Below are 18,333 nucleotides of genomic sequence, written 5' to 3' on the forward strand. Positions count from 1 at the left end.
ATGTGAGAGTAGGTCATCGTCAAGATTAAATTCCAAACCCCCTGTCTGCTCACGCAGACAGGGGGTTTGTTTTTGTGCGCGAAAAAGCGGTCGCAAGCTTCAAGCCGTGTGCTCTCGGCTTGCCCCAAGCAGTTAGCTTGCTGTGTGCGCGGGGTTTCTATGCAATGGCGCCGCTCATGGCTATCATGCGTGCCTCATTGTGAGGCGATACATGCATGCTGACGTTGTTGAAACTCCTCAAAGATGGTCGATTCCACTCAGGGCAAGCGCTTGGTGCTGCACTTGGCGTTAGCCGCAGTGCAGTCTGGAAGCAGCTCCAGCTTTTGGAATCAAACCTGAACCTGTCGATTCATAAAGTTCGTGGTCGTGGCTATCAGTTAGCTGCACCGCTTGAGCTCCTTGAGCAGGATCAGTTGACTGCCAGCCCATGGCCTGTCTCTATTCATGATTCATTAGACTCCACCAATGCCGAGGCCTTGCGCGCGATCGACAGTGGCACTGCGGCGCCGTTTGTTGTTACGGCTGAGCGGCAAACTGCTGGTCGTGGACGAAGAGGCCGCAAATGGGTCAGTCCTTTCGCAGAAAATATCTACTACAGCCTTGTTCTTCGCATGGATGGCGGGATGCGCCAGCTTGAAGGGCTTAGCCTTGTGGTTGGTCTGGCAGTACTGAGTGCGCTTCGCGGGGTGGGGATATCTGACGCCGGCCTCAAATGGCCAAATGATGTGCTCGTAGGCAACAAGAAAATTGCCGGCATTTTGCTTGAGTTGGTCGGCGATCCGGCTGATGTGTGTCATGTGGTTCTGGGGATCGGCATTAACGTCAATATGCGGGTGGCCAGCGAGGTAGATCAGGCCTGGACCTCGGTATTTCTCGAGTCAGGTCATTCGGTAAACCGCAATGCGCTGATTTCGAAACTCAACGATAGCCTGCTGGTGTATCTGAATCGCCATGCTACCGAGGGCTTTTCGGCATTGCAGGCGCAGTGGGAGCAAAACCACTTGTGGCAGGGTCGTGAAGTCTCTCTGATAGCTGGAGTGCATCAGGTGGATGGCACTGTCATGGGTATTGATCAGCAGGGCGCGCTGCGCATGAGTGTCAATGGCGAAGAGAAAGTGTACAGCGGCGGTGAGCTTAGCTTGAGGTTGCGCCATGATTCTTGAGATGGACTGTGGCAACAGTTTTATAAAGTGGCGTGCCCTTGACGCCGGGGTGGCGGTGGGTGGGGGCGTAGTTGACTCTGATGCTGCGCTGCTGGCCGCGGTGTTGGCCGTTCCGGGGTTGAACATCACCCACTGCCGGTTGGTCAGTGTGCGCAGTGATGATGAGACATCGAGCCTGGTGGCCTCCATCGTGACGACCTTTGGTGTGGCTGCACAGTGCGCGCAGCCTGCAAGGAGTGCCGCAGGTGTCAGTAACGGTTATGAGGAGTTTGCCCGTTTGGGGCTCGATCGCTGGCTTGCCGTGGTTGGTGCTTTTGAGTTGGCGAAGAGCGCGTGCCTGGTACTGGATTTCGGCACGGCGGTAACGGCGGACTTCGTGGCTGCTGACGGTCAGCACCTGGGCGGGTTTATTTGTCCCGGGATGCCCTTGATGCGCGATCAGTTGCGTACTCATACACGCCGTATCCGGTATGACGACCTCTCTGCGGAGCAGGCCTTGCTCCAGCGTACGCCCGGGCGTACGACGGTTGAGGCTGTTGAGCGTGGGTGTTTGTTGATGCTGCGGGGCTTTGTGATGACCCAGCTGGAATTGGCGCGCGAGTACTGGGGAGAAGACTTTGAAGTTTTTCTTACCGGCGGTGACGCAAGCCTGGTAAAGGATATGGTTCCAGAAGCGCGCTTGGTGCAAGACCTGGTATTTGTCGGTTTGGCGGTGGTTTGTCCCCTTCCTTGAGGTTTCTATGCGTTGGCTGTTTCTGCTGCTGGTTGTACTGAATGTCTTTTATTACATATGGCACCAGCAAGAGGCTCCGTTGAGGGCCAAAGAAGTTGTTTCCTTGTCTTTGTACAAGGGCAGTCATCAGGGCATACGCCTGCTTGGCGAGGTGCCGCCGGCAGGTGGGGGAGGTGCAGTCGCCATTGACCAGGCGCTGAGTGCGCAATGCATGTTTTTAGGCAATTTACCTGTGCAAGAACAGCTGCACGGCCTGCAGCGCAGGTTGTCTGAGATGGGGATAGCATCTACCCAAGTCGAAGGTGAGCAGGCTGAAATGCCTGGCTATGCCCTCAAGATCAGCCCGCAAGGCACTGCTGCGGCCAGTGAAATGGTTTTGCAGAACCTTGTTAATGAATTCAATGGGTTAAAATACAAAAAAATGCGCTGTGAGGGCTTGCAGGTACCCGATAGTTTGCATAGAATGGCGCCCGCTCCACAGTGAACGCCAAACAGGCTACTAGGTGTGAAGCGAGTCAAGTTGCTAACTTCCTGATTTAATTGAAGAAAGTGGTTGACATAAGGTTGGAATGATGTAGAATTCTAAACAGCTCAGGAGGGGTTCCCGAGCGGCCAAAGGGATCAGACTGTAAATCTGACGTCTACGACTTCGAAGGTTCGAATCCTTCCCCCTCCACCATATTTAAGCTAGAGCAGCAAGATTTGCGGGTGTAGTTTAGTGGTAGAACCTTAGCCTTCCAAGCTAATGATGCGGGTTCGATTCCCGCCACCCGCTCCAGTCTAGCTGTTTTCGCGACATGTTTTGCTCTTGTAGCTCAGTTGGTAGAGCACACCCTTGGTAAGGGTGAGGTCAGCGGTTCAAGTCCGCTCAAGAGCTCCATATAACAAGGCAGATATGAAAATATCTGCCTTTGTTTTAACAGGTGCATAGCCTGTCTGGGGTGTTTGCTGGTGGCGCTGTTTTTAGGTGTCACTGCCCTGGTTGGTTGTTACGGTTGTGAGTAGCTCGCATTCTGCTATTCGCTGGCAATTCTCTGCTTGGATAGGGTTGATTGCAAAAGTAATTGCGCTTGTTGTTGAAAAGTCTCTCTCGTGTCGGCATAATCCGCGGCTCGATAATGTTTTAGGTCAGTAGCTCAATTGGCAGAGCGACGGTCTCCAAAACCGTAGGTTGGGGGTTCGATTCCCTCCTGACCTGCCAGATTCGCTCATTGCGTCTGGCTTTCTTTTCACAGGATCCTCTTTGATGACTCCCAAGGCTGAAGTTCAAGGCTCTCGCTTCGATCTCCTCAAGTGGCTTGTAGTGGTAGCTCTTGTGGTGGTTGGCGTTGTTGGGAATCAGTATTATTCTGGTTCGCCGATCCTGTATCGCGTCATTGCACTTCTTGTGATTGCTGCTGTTGCTGCCTATGTGGGCTTGCAGACGGCAAAAGGCAAGTCGTTCGCTGTCCTGGTAAAGGAAGCTCGTACTGAGATTCGTAAAGTCGTATGGCCAACTCGCCAAGAAACTACGCAGACCACGTTGATCGTGGTGGCTGTTGTTCTTGTTATGGCGTTGCTGTTGTGGGGTTTGGATTCCCTGCTCGGCTGGCTCGTTTCCTTGATTGTTGGCTAAGGGTGTCCCGTGGCTAAGCGTTGGTACGTAGTGCATGCTTATTCGGGTTACGAAAAGCATGTTATGCGCTCTCTGATAGAGCGTATTAAGCTGGCAGGCATGGAAGATGGCTTCGGCGAAATTCTGGTTCCCACTGAAGAAGTGGTTGAAATGCGTAATGGCCAGAAGCGCAAAAGCGAACGCAAGTTCTTCCCTGGTTATGTGCTGGTTCAGATGGACATGAGCGAAGGGACTTGGCACTTGGTCAAGGACACTCCGCGTGTCATGGGCTTCATTGGTGGTACTGCTGATAAACCGGCACCTATCACTGATAAAGAAGCAGAAGCAATTCTGCGTCGCGTAGCTGATGGCAGCGACAAGCCCAAGCCGAAAACACTGTTCGAGCCGGGCGAAGTTGTCCGTGTTACCGACGGTCCGTTTGCCGATTTCAATGGCACGGTCGAAGAAGTTAACTACGAAAAGAGCCGCATTCAAGTGGCGGTGCTCATTTTCGGTCGCTCTACTCCGGTAGAGCTAGAGTTTAGCCAGGTCGAAAAGGTCTAGTTAAACACGAATCCCAACCCCATGGCCTAGGCTGTGGGGTTTTGTCGTCACTGGGATAAACGCGCAAGTAACCGGGGAGCCTCTTTAGGCGATTGAACCCGTAATTGGAGTGCCTCATGGCTAAGAAGATTACCGCTTACATCAAGCTGCAAGTGAAGGCCGCTCAGGCTAACCCAAGCCCACCTGTTGGTCCGGCTCTGGGGCAGCACGGCGTGAACATCATGGAATTCTGCAAGGCTTTCAACGCCCGTACTCAGGGTATTGAGCCAGGCCTGCCGACTCCAGTGATCATCACTGTATACAGCGACCGTAGCTTCACGTTCGAAACCAAGTCGACCCCTGCTTCGGTTCTGCTGAAGAAGGCTGCCGGTCTGACTAGCGGTTCCGCTCGTCCAAACACCGTTAAGGTTGGCACTGTAACTCGTGCTCAGCTGGAAGAAATCGCGAAAACCAAAAACGCGGATCTGACTGCAGCTGATATGGAAGCAGCCGTGCGTACTATCGCCGGTTCTGCTCGTAGCATGGGCCTTAACGTGGAGGGTGTGTAATGGCTAAGCTGACCAAGCGTCAAAAGGCAATCGCCGGTAAAATCGAAGCTGGCAAGTCTTACAATTTTGTAGACGCTGCTGCTTTGCTGGCTGAGCTGTCGACTGTAAAATTCAGCGAGTCTTTCGACATCGCCGTTAACCTGGGCGTAGACCCACGTAAATCTGACCAGGTTGTTCGTAGCGCTACTGTGCTGCCACACGGCACTGGCAAGACTGTACGTGTTGCTGTGTTCACTCAGGGTCCAGCTGCTGAAGCTGCTCTGGCTGCCGGCGCTGATCGCGTTGGTATGGACGACCTGGCTGCCGAAATGAAAGGCGGCGACCTGAACTACGACGTAGTTATTGCATCCCCGGACGCAATGCGTGTTGTTGGACAGTTGGGTCAGATCCTGGGCCCACGTGGTCTGATGCCTAACCCTAAGGTTGGTACTGTAACTCCAGACGTAGCCACCGCTGTTAAGAACGCGAAGGCTGGTCAGGTTCGTTATCGCACCGACAAAAACGGTATCATTCACACTTCCGTTGGCAAGATCGGCTTCGACGCCGTTCAGCTGAAGGAAAACGTTGAAGCCCTGATCGCTGATCTGAAGCGTATCAAACCAGCTTCCTCGAAAGGTATTTATGTTAAGCGCGTAACCCTGAGCACCACTATGGGCCCGGGCCTGGTCATCGACCAGGGTTCCCTGGACGCGTAAGACAAAATTGGCGCAGTCAAATGCGCCAATTGAAAGATTGGGGTCCCTGCCTGGCGGGGGCTATCCAAGACCGTAGGCGGCGAAAGCCTTAAACCTCAAGCCTACGCAGATGGTGCTCCCGGTTCCTTACCGAATCAGACACCAAAACGACATCAGGCCTCGGCCAGATGAAACGGTAACAAGCAGGAGTTAAACCCGTGGCAATTAAACTCGAAGACAAGAAGGCCATCGTCGCTGAAGTCAACGAGGCTGCCAAAGTTGCCCTGTCCGCTGTTGTGGCTGATGCCCGCGGTGTGACAGTAGGCGCTATGACCGGACTCCGTAAAGAGGCTCGTGAAGCTGGCGTTTACGTACGTGTTGTACGTAACACCCTGCTCAAGCGCGCTGTTGCTGACACTGAATACAGTGTTCTCAACGACGTGTTCACTGGCCCGACCTTGATTGCATTCTCGCAAGAACATCCGGGCGCTGCTGCTCGTATCTTCAAAGAGTTCGCAAAAGGTCAGGATAAGTTCGAGATCAAGGCAGCTGCGTTCGAGGGCAAGTTCCTCGCAGCTAATCAGATCGACGTACTGGCAAGTCTGCCGACCCGTGACGAAGCAATTTCTCAGCTGATGAGCGTGATTCAAGGCGCTACCAGCAAATTGGCTCGTACTCTGGCGGCCCTTCGCGACCAGAAAGAAGCTGCTGCAGCCTAAGGCTGAGCGACTCCTTTCAGCGTTTATTGTTTATTTCGATGGCCGCGTAGGCTGTCACCCCAATACAGGAATTTATAGTCATGTCTCTGACTAACGACCAAATCATCGAAGCAATCGGCGAAAAATCCGTTCTGGAAATCGTTGAACTGATCAAAGCAATGGAAGAGAAGTTCGGCGTTTCCGCTGCTGCTGCTTCTGCTGGTCCTGCTGCTGCCGCTGCTGTTGTTGAAGAGCAAACTGAATTCAACGTTATGCTGCTGGAAGCTGGCGAGAAGAAAGTTAACGTGATCAAGGCTGTTCGTGAGCTGACTGGTCTGGGCTTGAAAGAAGCCAAGGCAGTAGTTGACGGCGCTCCAGCTATGGTACTGGAAGCTGTTGCTAAAGAAGCAGCTGACAAAGCCAAGGCTACCTTGGAAGAAGCAGGCGCTAAAGTCGAGCTGAAGTAAGCATCGACCTTGCGTTTCCAGCCCAGGCGTTAAGCTGAGGCTGATGGCTGGTGGCTCTTGCCACCGGCCTTTTTCCGTTATTGGCAGCCGACTAGGTTGGTGCCTTTAACGTGCTGTAACCACCCTGTGCGGTGGAGCAAACCAAGGGGTTTGCACGATTTTCTGGCTGCTCCCGTCGGGAGAGGCCAAACAAGCAGGTGACCAAGCTGGGGAACGCTGATGGCTTACTCATATACTGAGAAAAAACGTATCCGCAAGGACTTTAGCAAGTTGCCGGACGTCATGGATGTGCCGTATCTCTTGGCAATCCAGCTGGATTCGTATCGTGAATTCTTGCAGGCGGGAGCGACTAAAGATCAGTTCCGCGACGTGGGCCTGCATGCGGCCTTCAAATCCGTTTTCCCGATCATCAGCTACTCCGGCAATGCTGCGCTGGAGTACGTCGGTTATCGCTTGGGCGAACCGGCATTTGATGTCAAAGAATGCGTGTTGCGTGGCGTAACGTACGCCGTACCTTTGCGGGTAAAAGTTCGTTTGATCATTTTCGACAAAGAATCGTCGAACAAAGCGATCAAGGACATCAAAGAGCAAGAAGTCTACATGGGTGAAATCCCCCTGATGACTGAAAACGGTACCTTCGTAATCAACGGTACCGAGCGTGTAATTGTTTCCCAGCTGCACCGTTCCCCGGGCGTGTTCTTTGACCACGACCGCGGCAAGACGCACAGCTCCGGTAAGCTGCTTTATTCCGCGCGTATCATTCCTTACCGTGGTTCGTGGCTCGACTTCGAGTTCGACCCGAAAGACTGCGTGTTCGTGCGTATTGACCGTCGTCGCAAGCTGCCTGCATCGGTATTGCTGCGCGCGCTGGGTTATACCACTGAGCAAGTGCTGGACGCGTTCTACACCACCAACGTGTTCCACGTTCAGGGTGAGAGCATCAGCCTGGAGCTGGTTCCACAGCGTCTGCGCGGTGAAATCGCGGCCATCGATATTACCGATGACAAAGGCAAGGTGATTGTTGAGCAGGGTCGTCGTATCACTGCCCGTCATATCAACCAGCTGGAAAAAGCCGGTGTCAAAGAGCTCGTTATGCCTCTGGACTATGTCCTGGGTCGCACAACGGCCAAGGCTATCGTGCATCCGGCTACTGGCGAAATCATTGCTGAGTGCAACACCGAGCTGACCACTGAAATCCTGGCAAAAGTTGCCAAGGGCCAGGTTGTTCGCATCGAAACGTTGTACACCAACGATATCGACTGCGGTCCGTTCGTCTCCGACACGCTGAAGATCGACTCCACCAGCAACCAACTGGAAGCGCTGGTCGAAATCTATCGTATGATGCGTCCAGGCGAGCCGCCAACCAAAGACGCTGCCGAGACTCTGTTCAACAACCTGTTCTTCAGCCCTGAGCGCTATGACCTGTCTGCGGTCGGCCGGATGAAGTTCAACCGTCGTATCGGTCGTACCGAGATCGAAGGTTCGGGCGTGTTGTGCAAAGAAGACATCGTTGCCGTGCTGAAGACCCTGGTCGACATCCGTAACGGTAAAGGCATCGTCGATGACATCGACCACCTGGGTAACCGTCGTGTTCGCTGTGTAGGCGAAATGGCCGAGAACCAGTTCCGCGTTGGCCTGGTACGTGTTGAGCGTGCGGTCAAAGAGCGTCTGTCGATGGCTGAAAGCGAAGGCCTGATGCCGCAAGACCTGATCAACGCCAAGCCTGTGGCTGCGGCGGTGAAAGAGTTCTTCGGTTCCAGCCAGCTGTCCCAGTTCATGGACCAGAACAACCCTCTGTCCGAGATCACCCACAAGCGCCGTGTTTCTGCACTGGGCCCGGGCGGTCTGACGCGTGAGCGTGCGGGCTTTGAAGTTCGTGACGTACACCCGACTCACTACGGCCGTGTTTGCCCTATTGAGACGCCGGAAGGTCCGAACATCGGTCTGATCAACTCCCTGGCTGCCTATGCGCGCACCAACCAGTACGGCTTCCTCGAGAGCCCGTACCGTGTAGTGAAAGACGCACTGGTAACCGACGAGATCGTTTTCCTGTCCGCCATCGAAGAAGCTGATCACGTGATCGCTCAGGCCTCGGCCACGATGAACGACAAGAAAGTGCTGATCGACGAGCTGGTTGCTGTTCGTCACTTGAACGAATTCACCGTCAAGGCGCCGGAAGACGTCACCTTGATGGACGTTTCGCCGAAGCAGGTTGTTTCGGTTGCAGCGTCGCTGATCCCGTTCCTGGAACACGATGACGCCAACCGTGCGTTGATGGGTTCCAACATGCAGCGTCAAGCTGTACCAACCCTGCGCGCTGACAAGCCGCTGGTAGGAACCGGCATGGAGCGTAACGTAGCTCGTGACTCCGGCGTTTGCGTCGTGGCTCGTCGTGGCGGCGTGATCGACTCTGTTGATGCCAGCCGTATCGTGGTTCGTGTTGCTGATGACGAAGTTGAAACTGGCGAAGCCGGTGTCGACATCTACAACCTGACCAAATACACCCGTTCCAACCAGAACACTTGCATCAACCAGCGTCCGCTGGTGCGCAAGGGTGACCGTGTACAGCGTAGCGACATCATGGCTGACGGCCCGTCCACCGATATGGGTGAACTGGCGCTGGGTCAAAACATGCGCATCGCGTTCATGGCCTGGAACGGTTACAACTTCGAAGACTCCATCTGCTTGTCGGAACGAGTTGTTCAAGAAGACCGCTTTACCACGATCCACATTCAGGAACTGACCTGTGTGGCACGTGACACCAAGCTTGGGCCTGAAGAGATCACTGCAGACATCCCTAACGTGGGTGAAGCTGCACTGAACAAACTGGACGAAGCCGGTATCGTTTACGTAGGTGCTGAAGTTGGCGCCGGCGACATTCTGGTAGGTAAGGTCACTCCGAAAGGCGAGACCCAGCTGACTCCGGAAGAGAAGCTGTTGCGTGCCATCTTCGGTGAAAAAGCCAGCGACGTTAAAGACACCTCCCTGCGCGTACCTACCGGTACCAAAGGTACTGTTATCGACGTGCAGGTCTTCACCCGTGACGGCGTTGAGCGTGATGCTCGTGCACTGTCGATCGAGAAGACCCAGCTGGACGAGATCCGCAAGGATCTGAACGAAGAGTTCCGTATCGTTGAAGGCGCTACCTTCGAACGTCTGCGCTCTGCTCTGGTTGGCCGCATTGCCGAAGGTGGTGCCGGTCTGAAGAAAGGTCAGGAAATCACCAATGAAATCCTGGACGGTCTTGAGCATGGTCAGTGGTTCAAACTGCGCATGGCTGAAGATGCTCTGAACGAGCAGCTTGAAAAGGCTCAGGCTTACATCATCGATCGCCGTCGTCTGCTGGACGACAAGTTCGAAGACAAGAAGCGCAAACTGCAGCAGGGCGATGACCTGGCTCCAGGCGTGCTGAAAATCGTCAAGGTTTACCTGGCAATCCGCCGTCGCATCCAGCCGGGTGACAAGATGGCCGGTCGTCACGGTAACAAGGGTGTGGTCTCCGTGATCATGCCGGTTGAAGACATGCCGTACGATGCCAATGGCACCCCGGTTGATGTGGTCCTCAACCCGTTGGGCGTACCTTCGCGTATGAACGTTGGTCAGATTCTCGAAACTCACCTGGGCCTCGCGGCCAAAGGTCTGGGCGAGAAGATCAACCTCATGATTGAAGAACAACGCAAGGTCGCTGACCTGCGTAAGTTCCTGCATGAGATCTACAACGAAATTGGCGGTCGTCAAGAAAGCCTGGATGACTTCTCCGATCAGGAAATCCTGGATCTGGCGAAGAACCTTCGCGGCGGTGTGCCAATGGCTACCCCGGTGTTCGACGGTGCCAAGGAAAGCGAAATCAAGGCAATGCTTCGTTTGGCAGACCTGCCAGACAGCGGCCAGATGGTGCTGACTGATGGTCGTACCGGCAACAAGTTCGAGCGTCCGGTTACCGTTGGCTACATGTACATGCTGAAGCTGAACCACTTGGTAGACGACAAGATGCACGCTCGTTCTACCGGTTCTTACAGCCTGGTTACCCAGCAGCCGCTGGGTGGTAAGGCACAGTTCGGTGGTCAGCGTTTCGGGGAGATGGAGGTCTGGGCGCTGGAAGCCTACGGCGCGGCATACACTCTGCAAGAAATGCTCACAGTGAAGTCGGACGATGTGAACGGCCGTACCAAGATGTACAAAAACATCGTGGACGGCGATCACCGTATGGAGCCGGGCATGCCCGAGTCCTTCAACGTGTTGATCAAAGAAATTCGTTCCCTCGGCATCGATATCGATCTGGAAACCGAATAACACGTGACGCGAATCGAGAGCGGGGCTGTATGGCCCGCTCTCTGCTCCGCCAGGAGGAAAGGCCTTGAAAGACCTACTGAATTTGCTGAAAAACCAGGGTCAAGTCGAAGAGTTCGACGCCATCCGTATTGGATTGGCATCGCCTGAGATGATCCGTTCGTGGTCGTTCGGTGAAGTTAAAAAGCCGGAAACCATCAACTACCGTACGTTCAAGCCTGAGCGTGACGGCCTGTTCTGCGCCAAGATCTTTGGCCCGGTAAAGGATTACGAGTGCCTGTGCGGTAAGTACAAGCGCTTGAAGCACCGCGGTGTGATCTGTGAGAAGTGTGGCGTTGAAGTCGCACTGGCCAAGGTCCGTCGCGAGCGCATGGCTCACATCGAACTGGCTTCGCCGGTTGCTCACATCTGGTTCCTGAAATCGCTGCCGTCCCGTATCGGCTTGCTGATGGACATGACCCTGCGTGATATCGAACGCGTTCTCTACTTCGAGAGCTATGTCGTTATCGATCCGGGCATGACCACTCTGGAAAAAGGTCAGCTGCTGAACGATGAGCAGTACTTCGAAGCGCTGGAAGAGTTCGGCGACGACTTTGATGCCCGCATGGGTGCTGAAGCTGTCCGTGAACTGCTGCACGCTATCGACCTGGAGCACGAGATTGGCCGTCTGCGTGAAGAAATTCCGCAAACCAACTCTGAAACCAAAATCAAGAAGCTGTCCAAGCGCCTGAAGTTGATGGAAGCCTTCCTGGGCTCCGGCAACCTTCCGGAGTGGATGGTTCTGACCGTTCTGCCGGTTCTACCGCCAGATCTGCGTCCTCTGGTACCGTTGGATGGCGGTCGTTTCGCGACTTCCGACCTCAACGACCTGTACCGTCGAGTGATCAACCGTAACAACCGCTTGAAGCGCCTGCTTGATCTGTCCGCTCCGGACATCATCGTGCGCAACGAAAAGCGTATGTTGCAAGAAGCGGTCGACGCACTGCTCGACAACGGCCGTCGTGGTCGCGCTATCACCGGTTCGAACAAGCGTCCTCTGAAATCCCTGGCTGACATGATCAAGGGTAAGCAAGGTCGTTTCCGTCAGAACTTGCTCGGTAAGCGTGTTGACTACTCGGGTCGTTCGGTAATTACCGTAGGTCCGACCCTGCGTCTGCACCAGTGCGGTCTGCCGAAGAAAATGGCTCTCGAGCTGTTCAAGCCGTTCATTTTCGGCAAGCTGGAAATGCGTGGTCTTGCTACCACCATCAAAGCCGCCAAGAAGATGGTTGAGCGCGAGTTGCCGGAAGTGTGGGACGTTCTCGCTGAAGTTATCCGCGAACACCCGGTTCTTCTCAACCGTGCACCGACCCTTCACCGTCTGGGTATCCAGGCGTTTGAACCGGTACTGATCGAAGGTAAAGCTATCCAGCTGCACCCTCTGGTCTGTGCTGCGTACAACGCCGACTTCGACGGCGACCAAATGGCCGTGCACGTACCGCTGACACTGGAAGCCCAGTTGGAAGCGCGCGCGTTGATGATGTCGACCAACAACATTCTGTCGCCAGCCAACGGTGAGCCAATCATCGTTCCGTCGCAGGACGTTGTATTGGGTCTGTACTACATGACGCGTGAAGCGATCAACGCCAAAGGCGAAGGTCGTGTATTCGCTGACTTGCAGGAAGTTGACCGTGTATTCCGTGCCGGCGAAGCCGCACTGCACGCCAAGGTCAAGGTTCGTATCAACGAAACCGTCAACGACCGTGATGGCGGCAGCGTGACCAACACCCGTATCGTCGACACCACTGTCGGCCGTGCGCTGTTGTTCCAGGTTGTGCCAAAAGGTTTGTCGTACGACGTCGTCAACCTGCCGATGAAGAAAAAAGCGATCTCCAAGCTGATCAACCAGTGCTACCGCGTGGTTGGTTTGAAAGAGACCGTGATCTTCGCTGACCAGTTGATGTACACCGGTTTTGCTTACTCGACCATCTCCGGCGTTTCCATCGGTGTTAACGACTTCGTTATCCCGGATGAAAAAGCTCGCATCATCGCTGCTGCAACCGATGAAGTGAAAGAGATCGAAAGTCAGTACGCCTCCGGCCTGGTAACCCAGGGCGAGAAGTACAACAAGGTAATCGACCTTTGGTCGAAAGCTAACGATGAAGTTTCCAAGGCGATGATGTCCAACCTCTCGAAAGAGAAGGTAATCGACCGCCACGGCAACGAAGTCGAGCAAGAATCGTTCAACTCGATGTACATGATGGCCGACTCCGGCGCACGGGGTTCTGCTGCGCAGATCCGTCAGCTGGCCGGTATGCGTGGTCTGATGGCCAAGCCGGACGGTTCCATCATCGAAACGCCGATTACTGCGAACTTCCGTGAAGGTTTGAGCGTACTTCAGTACTTCATCTCGACTCACGGTGCTCGTAAGGGTCTGGCGGATACCGCCTTGAAAACAGCTAACTCCGGTTACCTGACACGTCGTCTGGTAGACGTTGCACAAGATCTGGTTGTGACTGAAGTTGACTGCGGTACCGAACACGGTCTGCTGATGACTCCGCACATCGAAGGCGGCGACGTTGTTGAGCCATTGGGTGAGCGCGTACTGGGTCGAGTAATCGCCCGTGACGTATTCAAGCCGGGCACCGAGGAAGTTATCGTTCCTGCAGGCACCCTGGTTGACGAGAAGTGGGTTGAATTCATCGAGCTGAACAGCATCGACGAAGTGATCGTGCGCTCGCCAATCAGCTGCGAAACCCGTTTCGGTATCTGCGCCAAGTGCTACGGCCGTGATCTGGCTCGTGGTCACCAGGTGAACATCGGTGAAGCTGTCGGCGTTATCGCTGCCCAGTCGATCGGTGAGCCGGGTACACAGCTGACCATGCGTACGTTCCACATCGGTGGTGCGGCAAGCCGGACCTCCGCTGCTGACAGCGTTCAGGTGAAGAATGGCGGTACTGTCCGTCTGCACAACCTGAAGCACGTTGAGCGTGTAGATGGCTGCCTGGTTGCAGTATCCCGTTCCGGTGAGCTGGCCATTGCTGATGACTTCGGTCGTGAGCGTGAGCGTTACAAGCTGCCGTACGGCGCCGTGATTTCGGTTAAAGAAGGTGACAAGGTTGACGCTGGCTCTATCGTAGCCAAGTGGGATCCTCACACTCACCCAATCGTTACCGAAATGAAAGGTACCGTGACCTACGTGGGCATGGAAGAAGGCATCACGATCAAGCGTCAGACTGACGAATTGACCGGTATGACCAACATTGAAGTGCTTGATGCCAAAGACCGTCCAGCTGCCGGCAAGGACATTCGTCCAGCCGTCAAGATGGTGGGTGTTGATGGCAAGGATCTGCTGTTGCCAGGTACCGACGTACCGGCTCAGTACTTCCTGCCAGCGAACGCCTTGGTCGGTGTAGCGGATGGTGCGGAAATCGCGATCGGTGACGTTATCGCTCGTATTCCGCAAGAAACTTCGAAAACTCGAGACATCACCGGTGGTCTGCCACGGGTTGCTGACTTGTTCGAAGCCCGTCGTCCGAAAGAAGCCTCGATTCTGGCTGAAGTCAGCGGCACCATCGCGTTCGGTAAAGAAACCAAAGGCAAGCGCCGTCTGGTTATTACCCCGAACGACGGTACTGATCCGTACGAAGAGCTGATTCCAAAGTGGCGCCACCTGAACGTCTTCGAAGGCGAACAAGTGAACCGCGGCGAAGTTATCTCCGACGGTCCAAGCGATCCACACGACATCCTGCGTCTGCTGGGTGTGAGTGCGCTGGCCAAGTACATCGTTAACGAGATCCAGGACGTTTACCGTCTGCAAGGCGTAAAAATCAACGATAAGCACATCGAGACCATTCTGCGTCAGATGCTGCGTAAAGTTGAGATTGCCGAGTCTGGCGATTCCACCTTCATCAAGGGCGACCAGATGGAGTTGACGCAGGTATTGACCGAGAACGAGCGTCTGGGCAACGAAGACAAGTTCGTGTCCAAGTTCACTCGCGTCCTGCTGGGTATCACCAAGGCGTCGTTGTCGACTGAATCGTTCATCTCGGCGGCCTCTTTCCAGGAGACCACTCGAGTACTGACCGAAGCGGCGGTAACCGGCAAGCGCGATTACCTGCGCGGCCTGAAAGAAAACGTTGTCGTGGGTCGTCTGATCCCGGCAGGTACCGGTTTGGCATACCACAGCGAGCGTAAGCGCCGCCGTGAGGCTGACAAGCCGTTGCGCGTAAGCGCCAGTGAAGTGGAAGCTGCACTGACCGAAGCGCTGAACTCGAGCGGTAACTGAGTTCTGCGGTAAATGATGGGCGGGCCCCGGCAGTTCCGTTCATCGAATCGAGACAATTTGTCTGGGTTTGATGAGTGGAAGTGTCGGGGCCTTGCCTTGACTGGGGGCAAGATCCTCTTTAGACTCTTGTACCCCTAAATTTGGCGGGAATTCGTTCCTGCCATTTTGCTTTTCTTGCAAGACAATAGCGTCGCAAGACAACAGTGGAGCTAGTAGATGGCAACTATCAACCAGCTGGTACGTCAGCCGCGTAAGCGTATCGTCGAGAAATCCGACGTACCTGCGCTGCAAAACTGCCCGCAACGTCGTGGCGTATGCACCCGTGTGTATACAACTACGCCGAAAAAACCTAACTCGGCACTGCGTAAAGTATGCCGTGTGCGCCTGACCAACGGTTTCGAGGTTTCCTCGTACATCGGTGGTGAAGGTCACAACCTGCAAGAACACAGCGTGGTACTGATTCGTGGCGGTCGTGTAAAAGACTTGCCAGGTGTTCGTTACCACACCGTTCGCGGCTCTTTGGATACTTCCGGCGTTAAAGGTCGTAACCAAGGTCGTTCGAAGTACGGTACCAAGAAGCCGAAGTAGTCTTCGGTTTCCGGTAAATAATGCAGATTTCTTTTTTTCTGAGTCGATAAGAGTAAGGTCGGACCTGCATCCCTGGGGTGTAATGGTTCCGAGCTAACCTGAAGACCGTTTGAGGGCTTATCCATGCCAAGAAGACGCGTAGCAGCCAAGCGCGAAGTGCTTGACGATCCAAAATACGGAAGCCAAATTCTGGCCAAGTTCATGAACCACGTGATGGAAAGCGGCAAAAAAGCCGTAGCCGAGCGTATCGTTTATGGCGCGCTGGAAAAGGTTAAAGAACGCAAGAACAGCGATCCCCTGGAACTCTTCGAGAAAGCTCTCGACGCCATCGCTCCGCTGGTCGAAGTGAAGTCGCGCCGTGTAGGCGGTGCTACTTACCAGGTTCCGGTCGAAGTTCGCCCGTCCCGTCGTAACGCCCTGGCAATGCGCTGGTTGGTAGACTTCGCCCGCAAGCGCGGCGAGAAGTCTATGGCTCTGCGTTTGGCTGGCGAACTGTTGGACGCTGCCGAAGGTAAAGGTGCTGCTGTTAAGAAGCGTGAAGACGTGCACCGTATGGCCGAAGCTAACAAAGCTTTCTCGCACTACCGCTTCTAATTTCAGCTTCACTAATTTTGCGAGGGCTTTATGGCTCGTACTACTCCGATTAGTCGCTACCGTAACATCGGTATCGTCGCTCACGTGGATGCTGGTAAAACCACCACCACCGAGCGCGTACTGTTTTACACTGGCAAAAGTCACAAAATGGGCGAGGTGCATGATGGCGCCGCGACCACAGACTGGATGGTTCAGGAGCAGGAGCGTGGTATTACCATTACTTCTGCTGCCATTACCGCCTTCTGGAAAGGTTCTGCCAAGCAGTACAAGGACGAGCACCGCTTCAACGTAATCGATACCCCGGGCCACGTTGACTTCACTATTGAAGTTGAGCGTTCCCTGCGTGTACTCGACGGCGCTGTCGTTGTGTTCTGTGGTACCTCGGGCGTTGAGCCTCAGTCGGAAACCGTATGGCGTCAAGCCAACAAATACGGCGTTCCACGTCTTGTTTACGTAAACAAGATGGACCGTGCTGGTGCCAACTTCCTGCGCGTTATCGAGCAGATCAAGAAGCGTCTGGGCCACACTCCAGTTCCAATCCAGTTGGCTATCGGTTCCGAAGACAACTTCCAGGGTCAGATCGATCTGATCAACATGGAAGCTGTGTACTGGAACGATGCTGACAAAGGTATGGTTCCTGTTCGCAAAGAAATTCCAGCTGAGCTGAAAGATCTTGCTGACGAGTGGCGCGACAACATGGTTCAGGCTGCGGCCGAAGCCAATGAAGAGCTGATGAACAAGTACCTCGAAGGTGAAGAATTCACCATCGCGGAAATCAAGGCGGCTCTGCGTCAGCGTACTATCGCTGGTGAGATCGTCCTGGCTGTTTGCGGTTCTTCCTTCAAGAACAAGGGTGTTCCCCTGGTTCTCGACGCCGTTATCGACTTCCTGCCTGCTCCGACTGATATTCCTGCCATCAAGGGTACTGACCCGGATGACGAGACTATCGAACTGGAGCGTCATGCAGACGACAACGAGCCGTTCTCGGCTCTGGCGTTCAAGATCGCTACCGACCCATTCGTGGGTACCTTGACCTTCGTCCGTGTTTACTCGGGCGTGTTGAACTCCGGCGACGGCGTAATCAACTCGGTTAAGGGCAAGAAAGAGCGCGTGGGTCGTATGGTGCAAATGCACGCAAACGCCCGTGAAGAAATCAAGGAAGTACGCGCTGGTGACATCGCGGCCTTGATCGGCATGAAGGACGTCACCACTGGTGAGACTTTGTGCAACGCTGACAAGCCAATCATTCTGGTTCGTATGGACTTCCCGGAGCCGGTTATTTCGGTTGCCGTAGAGCCTAAGACCAAGGATGACCAGGAAAAAATGGGTGTTGCACTGGGCAAGCTTGCTCAGGAAGATCCATCTTTCCGCGTTAAAACTGATGAAGAGACTGGTCAAACGATCATCTCTGGCATGGGCGAGCTGCACCTGGACATCCTGGTTGACCGGATGCGCCGTGAGTTCAACGTCGAAGCCAACATCGGTAAGCCTCAGGTTTCCTATCGTGAGCGCATCACGAAGAACTGTGAGATCGAAGGCAAGTTCGTTCGTCAGTCCGGCGGTCGTGGCCAGTTTGGTCACTGCTGGATTCGTTTTGCACCTGCTGACGAAGGTCAGGAAGGTCTGCAGTTCGTGAACGAAGTGGTAGGTGGTGTGGTTCCTAAGGAATACATCCCGGCTATCCAGAAGGGTATCGAAGAGCAGATGAAGAACGGTGTTGTTGCCGGCTATCCGCTGATCGGCCTGAAGGCTACCGTGTTTGATGGTTCTTACCACGACGTCGACTCCAACGAGATGGCGTTTAAGGTGGCTGCTTCCATGGCGACCAAGCAACTGGCTACCAAAGGTGGCGGTGAGCTGCTTGAGCCGATCATGGCGGTAGAGGTTGTTACACCTGAAGACTATATGGGTGACGTGATGGGCGACTTGAACCGTCGTCGCGGCATGATCCAGGGTATGGAAGATACGGTCTCCGGCAAAGTAATTCGTGCTGAAGTACCGTTGGGTGAAATGTTCGGTTATGCGACCGACGTTCGTTCCATGTCCCAGGGTCGCGCAAGCTACTCTATGGAATTCAAAAAATACGATACAGCTCCGGCGCACATCGTCGAAACTGTTACTAAAAAACAAGGCTGATTTAGTTCAGTCCTTTA

The 18,333-nt window shown here is 54.4% G+C and carries 14 protein-coding genes and 4 tRNA genes; all 18 read left to right on the forward strand.

The window, feature by feature from the left end:
• The first annotated feature begins 215 nt into the window (after positions 1 to 215).
• On the forward strand, positions 216 to 1,163 hold the full coding sequence (gene birA / locus GHO03_RS06045; RefSeq protein ID WP_095019088.1) for a bifunctional biotin--[acetyl-CoA-carboxylase] ligase/biotin operon repressor BirA: 948 nt from the start codon (positions 216 to 218) through the stop codon (positions 1,161 to 1,163).
• Positions 1,153 to 1,896, forward strand: coding sequence for a pantothenate kinase (locus tag GHO03_RS06050; RefSeq protein ID WP_095019087.1), 744 nt, complete (start codon positions 1,153 to 1,155; stop codon positions 1,894 to 1,896). Before birA ends, GHO03_RS06050 begins: the two co-directional genes overlap by 11 nt.
• Positions 1,897 to 1,903: 7 nt before the next feature.
• A complete protein-coding gene (locus GHO03_RS06055; RefSeq protein WP_095025008.1) occupies positions 1,904 to 2,380 on the forward strand; it encodes a hypothetical protein in 477 nt (158 codons plus the stop codon).
• A 110-nt stretch (positions 2,381 to 2,490) separates the two neighbouring features.
• Positions 2,491 to 2,575, forward strand: a tRNA-Tyr gene (locus tag GHO03_RS06060).
• 25 nt (positions 2,576 to 2,600) lie between these two features.
• A tRNA-Gly gene (locus tag GHO03_RS06065) sits at positions 2,601 to 2,674 on the forward strand.
• Between the two features lie 26 nt (positions 2,675 to 2,700).
• Positions 2,701 to 2,776: transfer RNA gene (locus GHO03_RS06070), tRNA-Thr, on the forward strand.
• Between the two features lie 245 nt (positions 2,777 to 3,021).
• Positions 3,022 to 3,097: transfer RNA gene (locus GHO03_RS06075), tRNA-Trp, on the forward strand.
• 45 nt (positions 3,098 to 3,142) lie between these two features.
• The gene (secE, locus tag GHO03_RS06080; RefSeq protein WP_016779165.1) at positions 3,143 to 3,511 is read left to right on the forward strand and encodes a preprotein translocase subunit SecE; all 369 of its coding nucleotides are present in this window, start codon (positions 3,143 to 3,145) and stop codon (positions 3,509 to 3,511) included.
• A gap of 9 nt (positions 3,512 to 3,520) precedes the next feature.
• Positions 3,521 to 4,054, forward strand: a complete 534-nt coding sequence (gene nusG / locus GHO03_RS06085) for a transcription termination/antitermination protein NusG (protein WP_026014126.1) — start codon at positions 3,521 to 3,523, stop codon at positions 4,052 to 4,054.
• Between the two features lie 116 nt (positions 4,055 to 4,170).
• Positions 4,171 to 4,602: a 50S ribosomal protein L11 gene (gene rplK / locus GHO03_RS06090; protein ID WP_008008888.1), complete on the forward strand. Its 432-nt coding sequence runs from the start codon at positions 4,171 to 4,173 to the stop codon at positions 4,600 to 4,602.
• Complete coding sequence (rplA, locus tag GHO03_RS06095; protein ID WP_016779167.1) at positions 4,602 to 5,297, forward strand: 50S ribosomal protein L1; 696 nt, start codon at positions 4,602 to 4,604, stop codon at positions 5,295 to 5,297. The genes rplK and rplA overlap by 1 nt, the downstream gene beginning before the upstream one ends.
• 197 nt (positions 5,298 to 5,494) lie before the next feature.
• Positions 5,495 to 5,995, forward strand: a complete 501-nt coding sequence (gene rplJ, locus GHO03_RS06100; RefSeq protein ID WP_016779168.1) for a 50S ribosomal protein L10 — start codon at positions 5,495 to 5,497, stop codon at positions 5,993 to 5,995.
• 80 nt (positions 5,996 to 6,075) lie between these two features.
• The gene (gene rplL, locus GHO03_RS06105) at positions 6,076 to 6,441 is read left to right on the forward strand and encodes a 50S ribosomal protein L7/L12 (RefSeq protein WP_016779169.1); all 366 of its coding nucleotides are present in this window, start codon (positions 6,076 to 6,078) and stop codon (positions 6,439 to 6,441) included.
• 219 nt (positions 6,442 to 6,660) lie between these two features.
• On the forward strand, positions 6,661 to 10,734 hold the full coding sequence (gene rpoB / locus GHO03_RS06110; protein WP_016779170.1) for a DNA-directed RNA polymerase subunit beta: 4,074 nt from the start codon (positions 6,661 to 6,663) through the stop codon (positions 10,732 to 10,734).
• Positions 10,735 to 10,798: 64 nt separating this feature from the next.
• Complete coding sequence (rpoC, locus tag GHO03_RS06115) at positions 10,799 to 14,998, forward strand: DNA-directed RNA polymerase subunit beta' (RefSeq protein ID WP_094999501.1); 4,200 nt, start codon at positions 10,799 to 10,801, stop codon at positions 14,996 to 14,998.
• Positions 14,999 to 15,214: 216 nt separating this feature from the next.
• The gene (gene rpsL / locus GHO03_RS06120; protein WP_002555494.1) at positions 15,215 to 15,586 is read left to right on the forward strand and encodes a 30S ribosomal protein S12; all 372 of its coding nucleotides are present in this window, start codon (positions 15,215 to 15,217) and stop codon (positions 15,584 to 15,586) included.
• Positions 15,587 to 15,709: 123 nt separating this feature from the next.
• Complete coding sequence (gene rpsG / locus GHO03_RS06125) at positions 15,710 to 16,180, forward strand: 30S ribosomal protein S7 (protein ID WP_016779172.1); 471 nt, start codon at positions 15,710 to 15,712, stop codon at positions 16,178 to 16,180.
• Positions 16,181 to 16,210: 30 nt separating this feature from the next.
• The gene (gene fusA, locus GHO03_RS06130; protein WP_094999500.1) at positions 16,211 to 18,316 is read left to right on the forward strand and encodes an elongation factor G; all 2,106 of its coding nucleotides are present in this window, start codon (positions 16,211 to 16,213) and stop codon (positions 18,314 to 18,316) included.
• Positions 18,317 to 18,333: the final 17 nt, after the last annotated feature.

The sequence above is a fragment of the Pseudomonas sp. FSL R10-1339 genome, from assembly GCF_009600545.1.
Lineage (GTDB): Bacteria > Pseudomonadota > Gammaproteobacteria > Pseudomonadales > Pseudomonadaceae > Aquipseudomonas > Aquipseudomonas bubulae.

Excerpts from the sequence above, each read along its gene's own strand:
- birA (WP_095019088.1), top strand. The coding sequence starts at position 216 with ATGCTGACGTTGTTGAAACTCCTCAAAGATGGTCGATTCCACTCAGGG.
- rplL (WP_016779169.1), top strand. The coding sequence starts at position 6,076 with ATGTCTCTGACTAACGACCAAATCATCGAAGCAATCGGCGAAAAATCC.
- rpoB (WP_016779170.1), top strand. The coding sequence starts at position 6,661 with ATGGCTTACTCATATACTGAGAAAAAACGTATCCGCAAGGACTTTAGC.
- rpsL (WP_002555494.1), top strand. The coding sequence starts at position 15,215 with ATGGCAACTATCAACCAGCTGGTACGTCAGCCGCGTAAGCGTATCGTC.
- secE (WP_016779165.1), top strand. The coding sequence starts at position 3,143 with ATGACTCCCAAGGCTGAAGTTCAAGGCTCTCGCTTCGATCTCCTCAAG.
- GHO03_RS06055 (WP_095025008.1), top strand. The coding sequence starts at position 1,904 with ATGCGTTGGCTGTTTCTGCTGCTGGTTGTACTGAATGTCTTTTATTAC.
- rpsG (WP_016779172.1), top strand. The coding sequence starts at position 15,710 with ATGCCAAGAAGACGCGTAGCAGCCAAGCGCGAAGTGCTTGACGATCCA.
- GHO03_RS06050 (WP_095019087.1), top strand. The coding sequence starts at position 1,153 with ATGATTCTTGAGATGGACTGTGGCAACAGTTTTATAAAGTGGCGTGCC.
- rplA (WP_016779167.1), top strand. The coding sequence starts at position 4,602 with ATGGCTAAGCTGACCAAGCGTCAAAAGGCAATCGCCGGTAAAATCGAA.
- rplK (WP_008008888.1), top strand. The coding sequence starts at position 4,171 with ATGGCTAAGAAGATTACCGCTTACATCAAGCTGCAAGTGAAGGCCGCT.
- fusA (WP_094999500.1), top strand. The coding sequence starts at position 16,211 with ATGGCTCGTACTACTCCGATTAGTCGCTACCGTAACATCGGTATCGTC.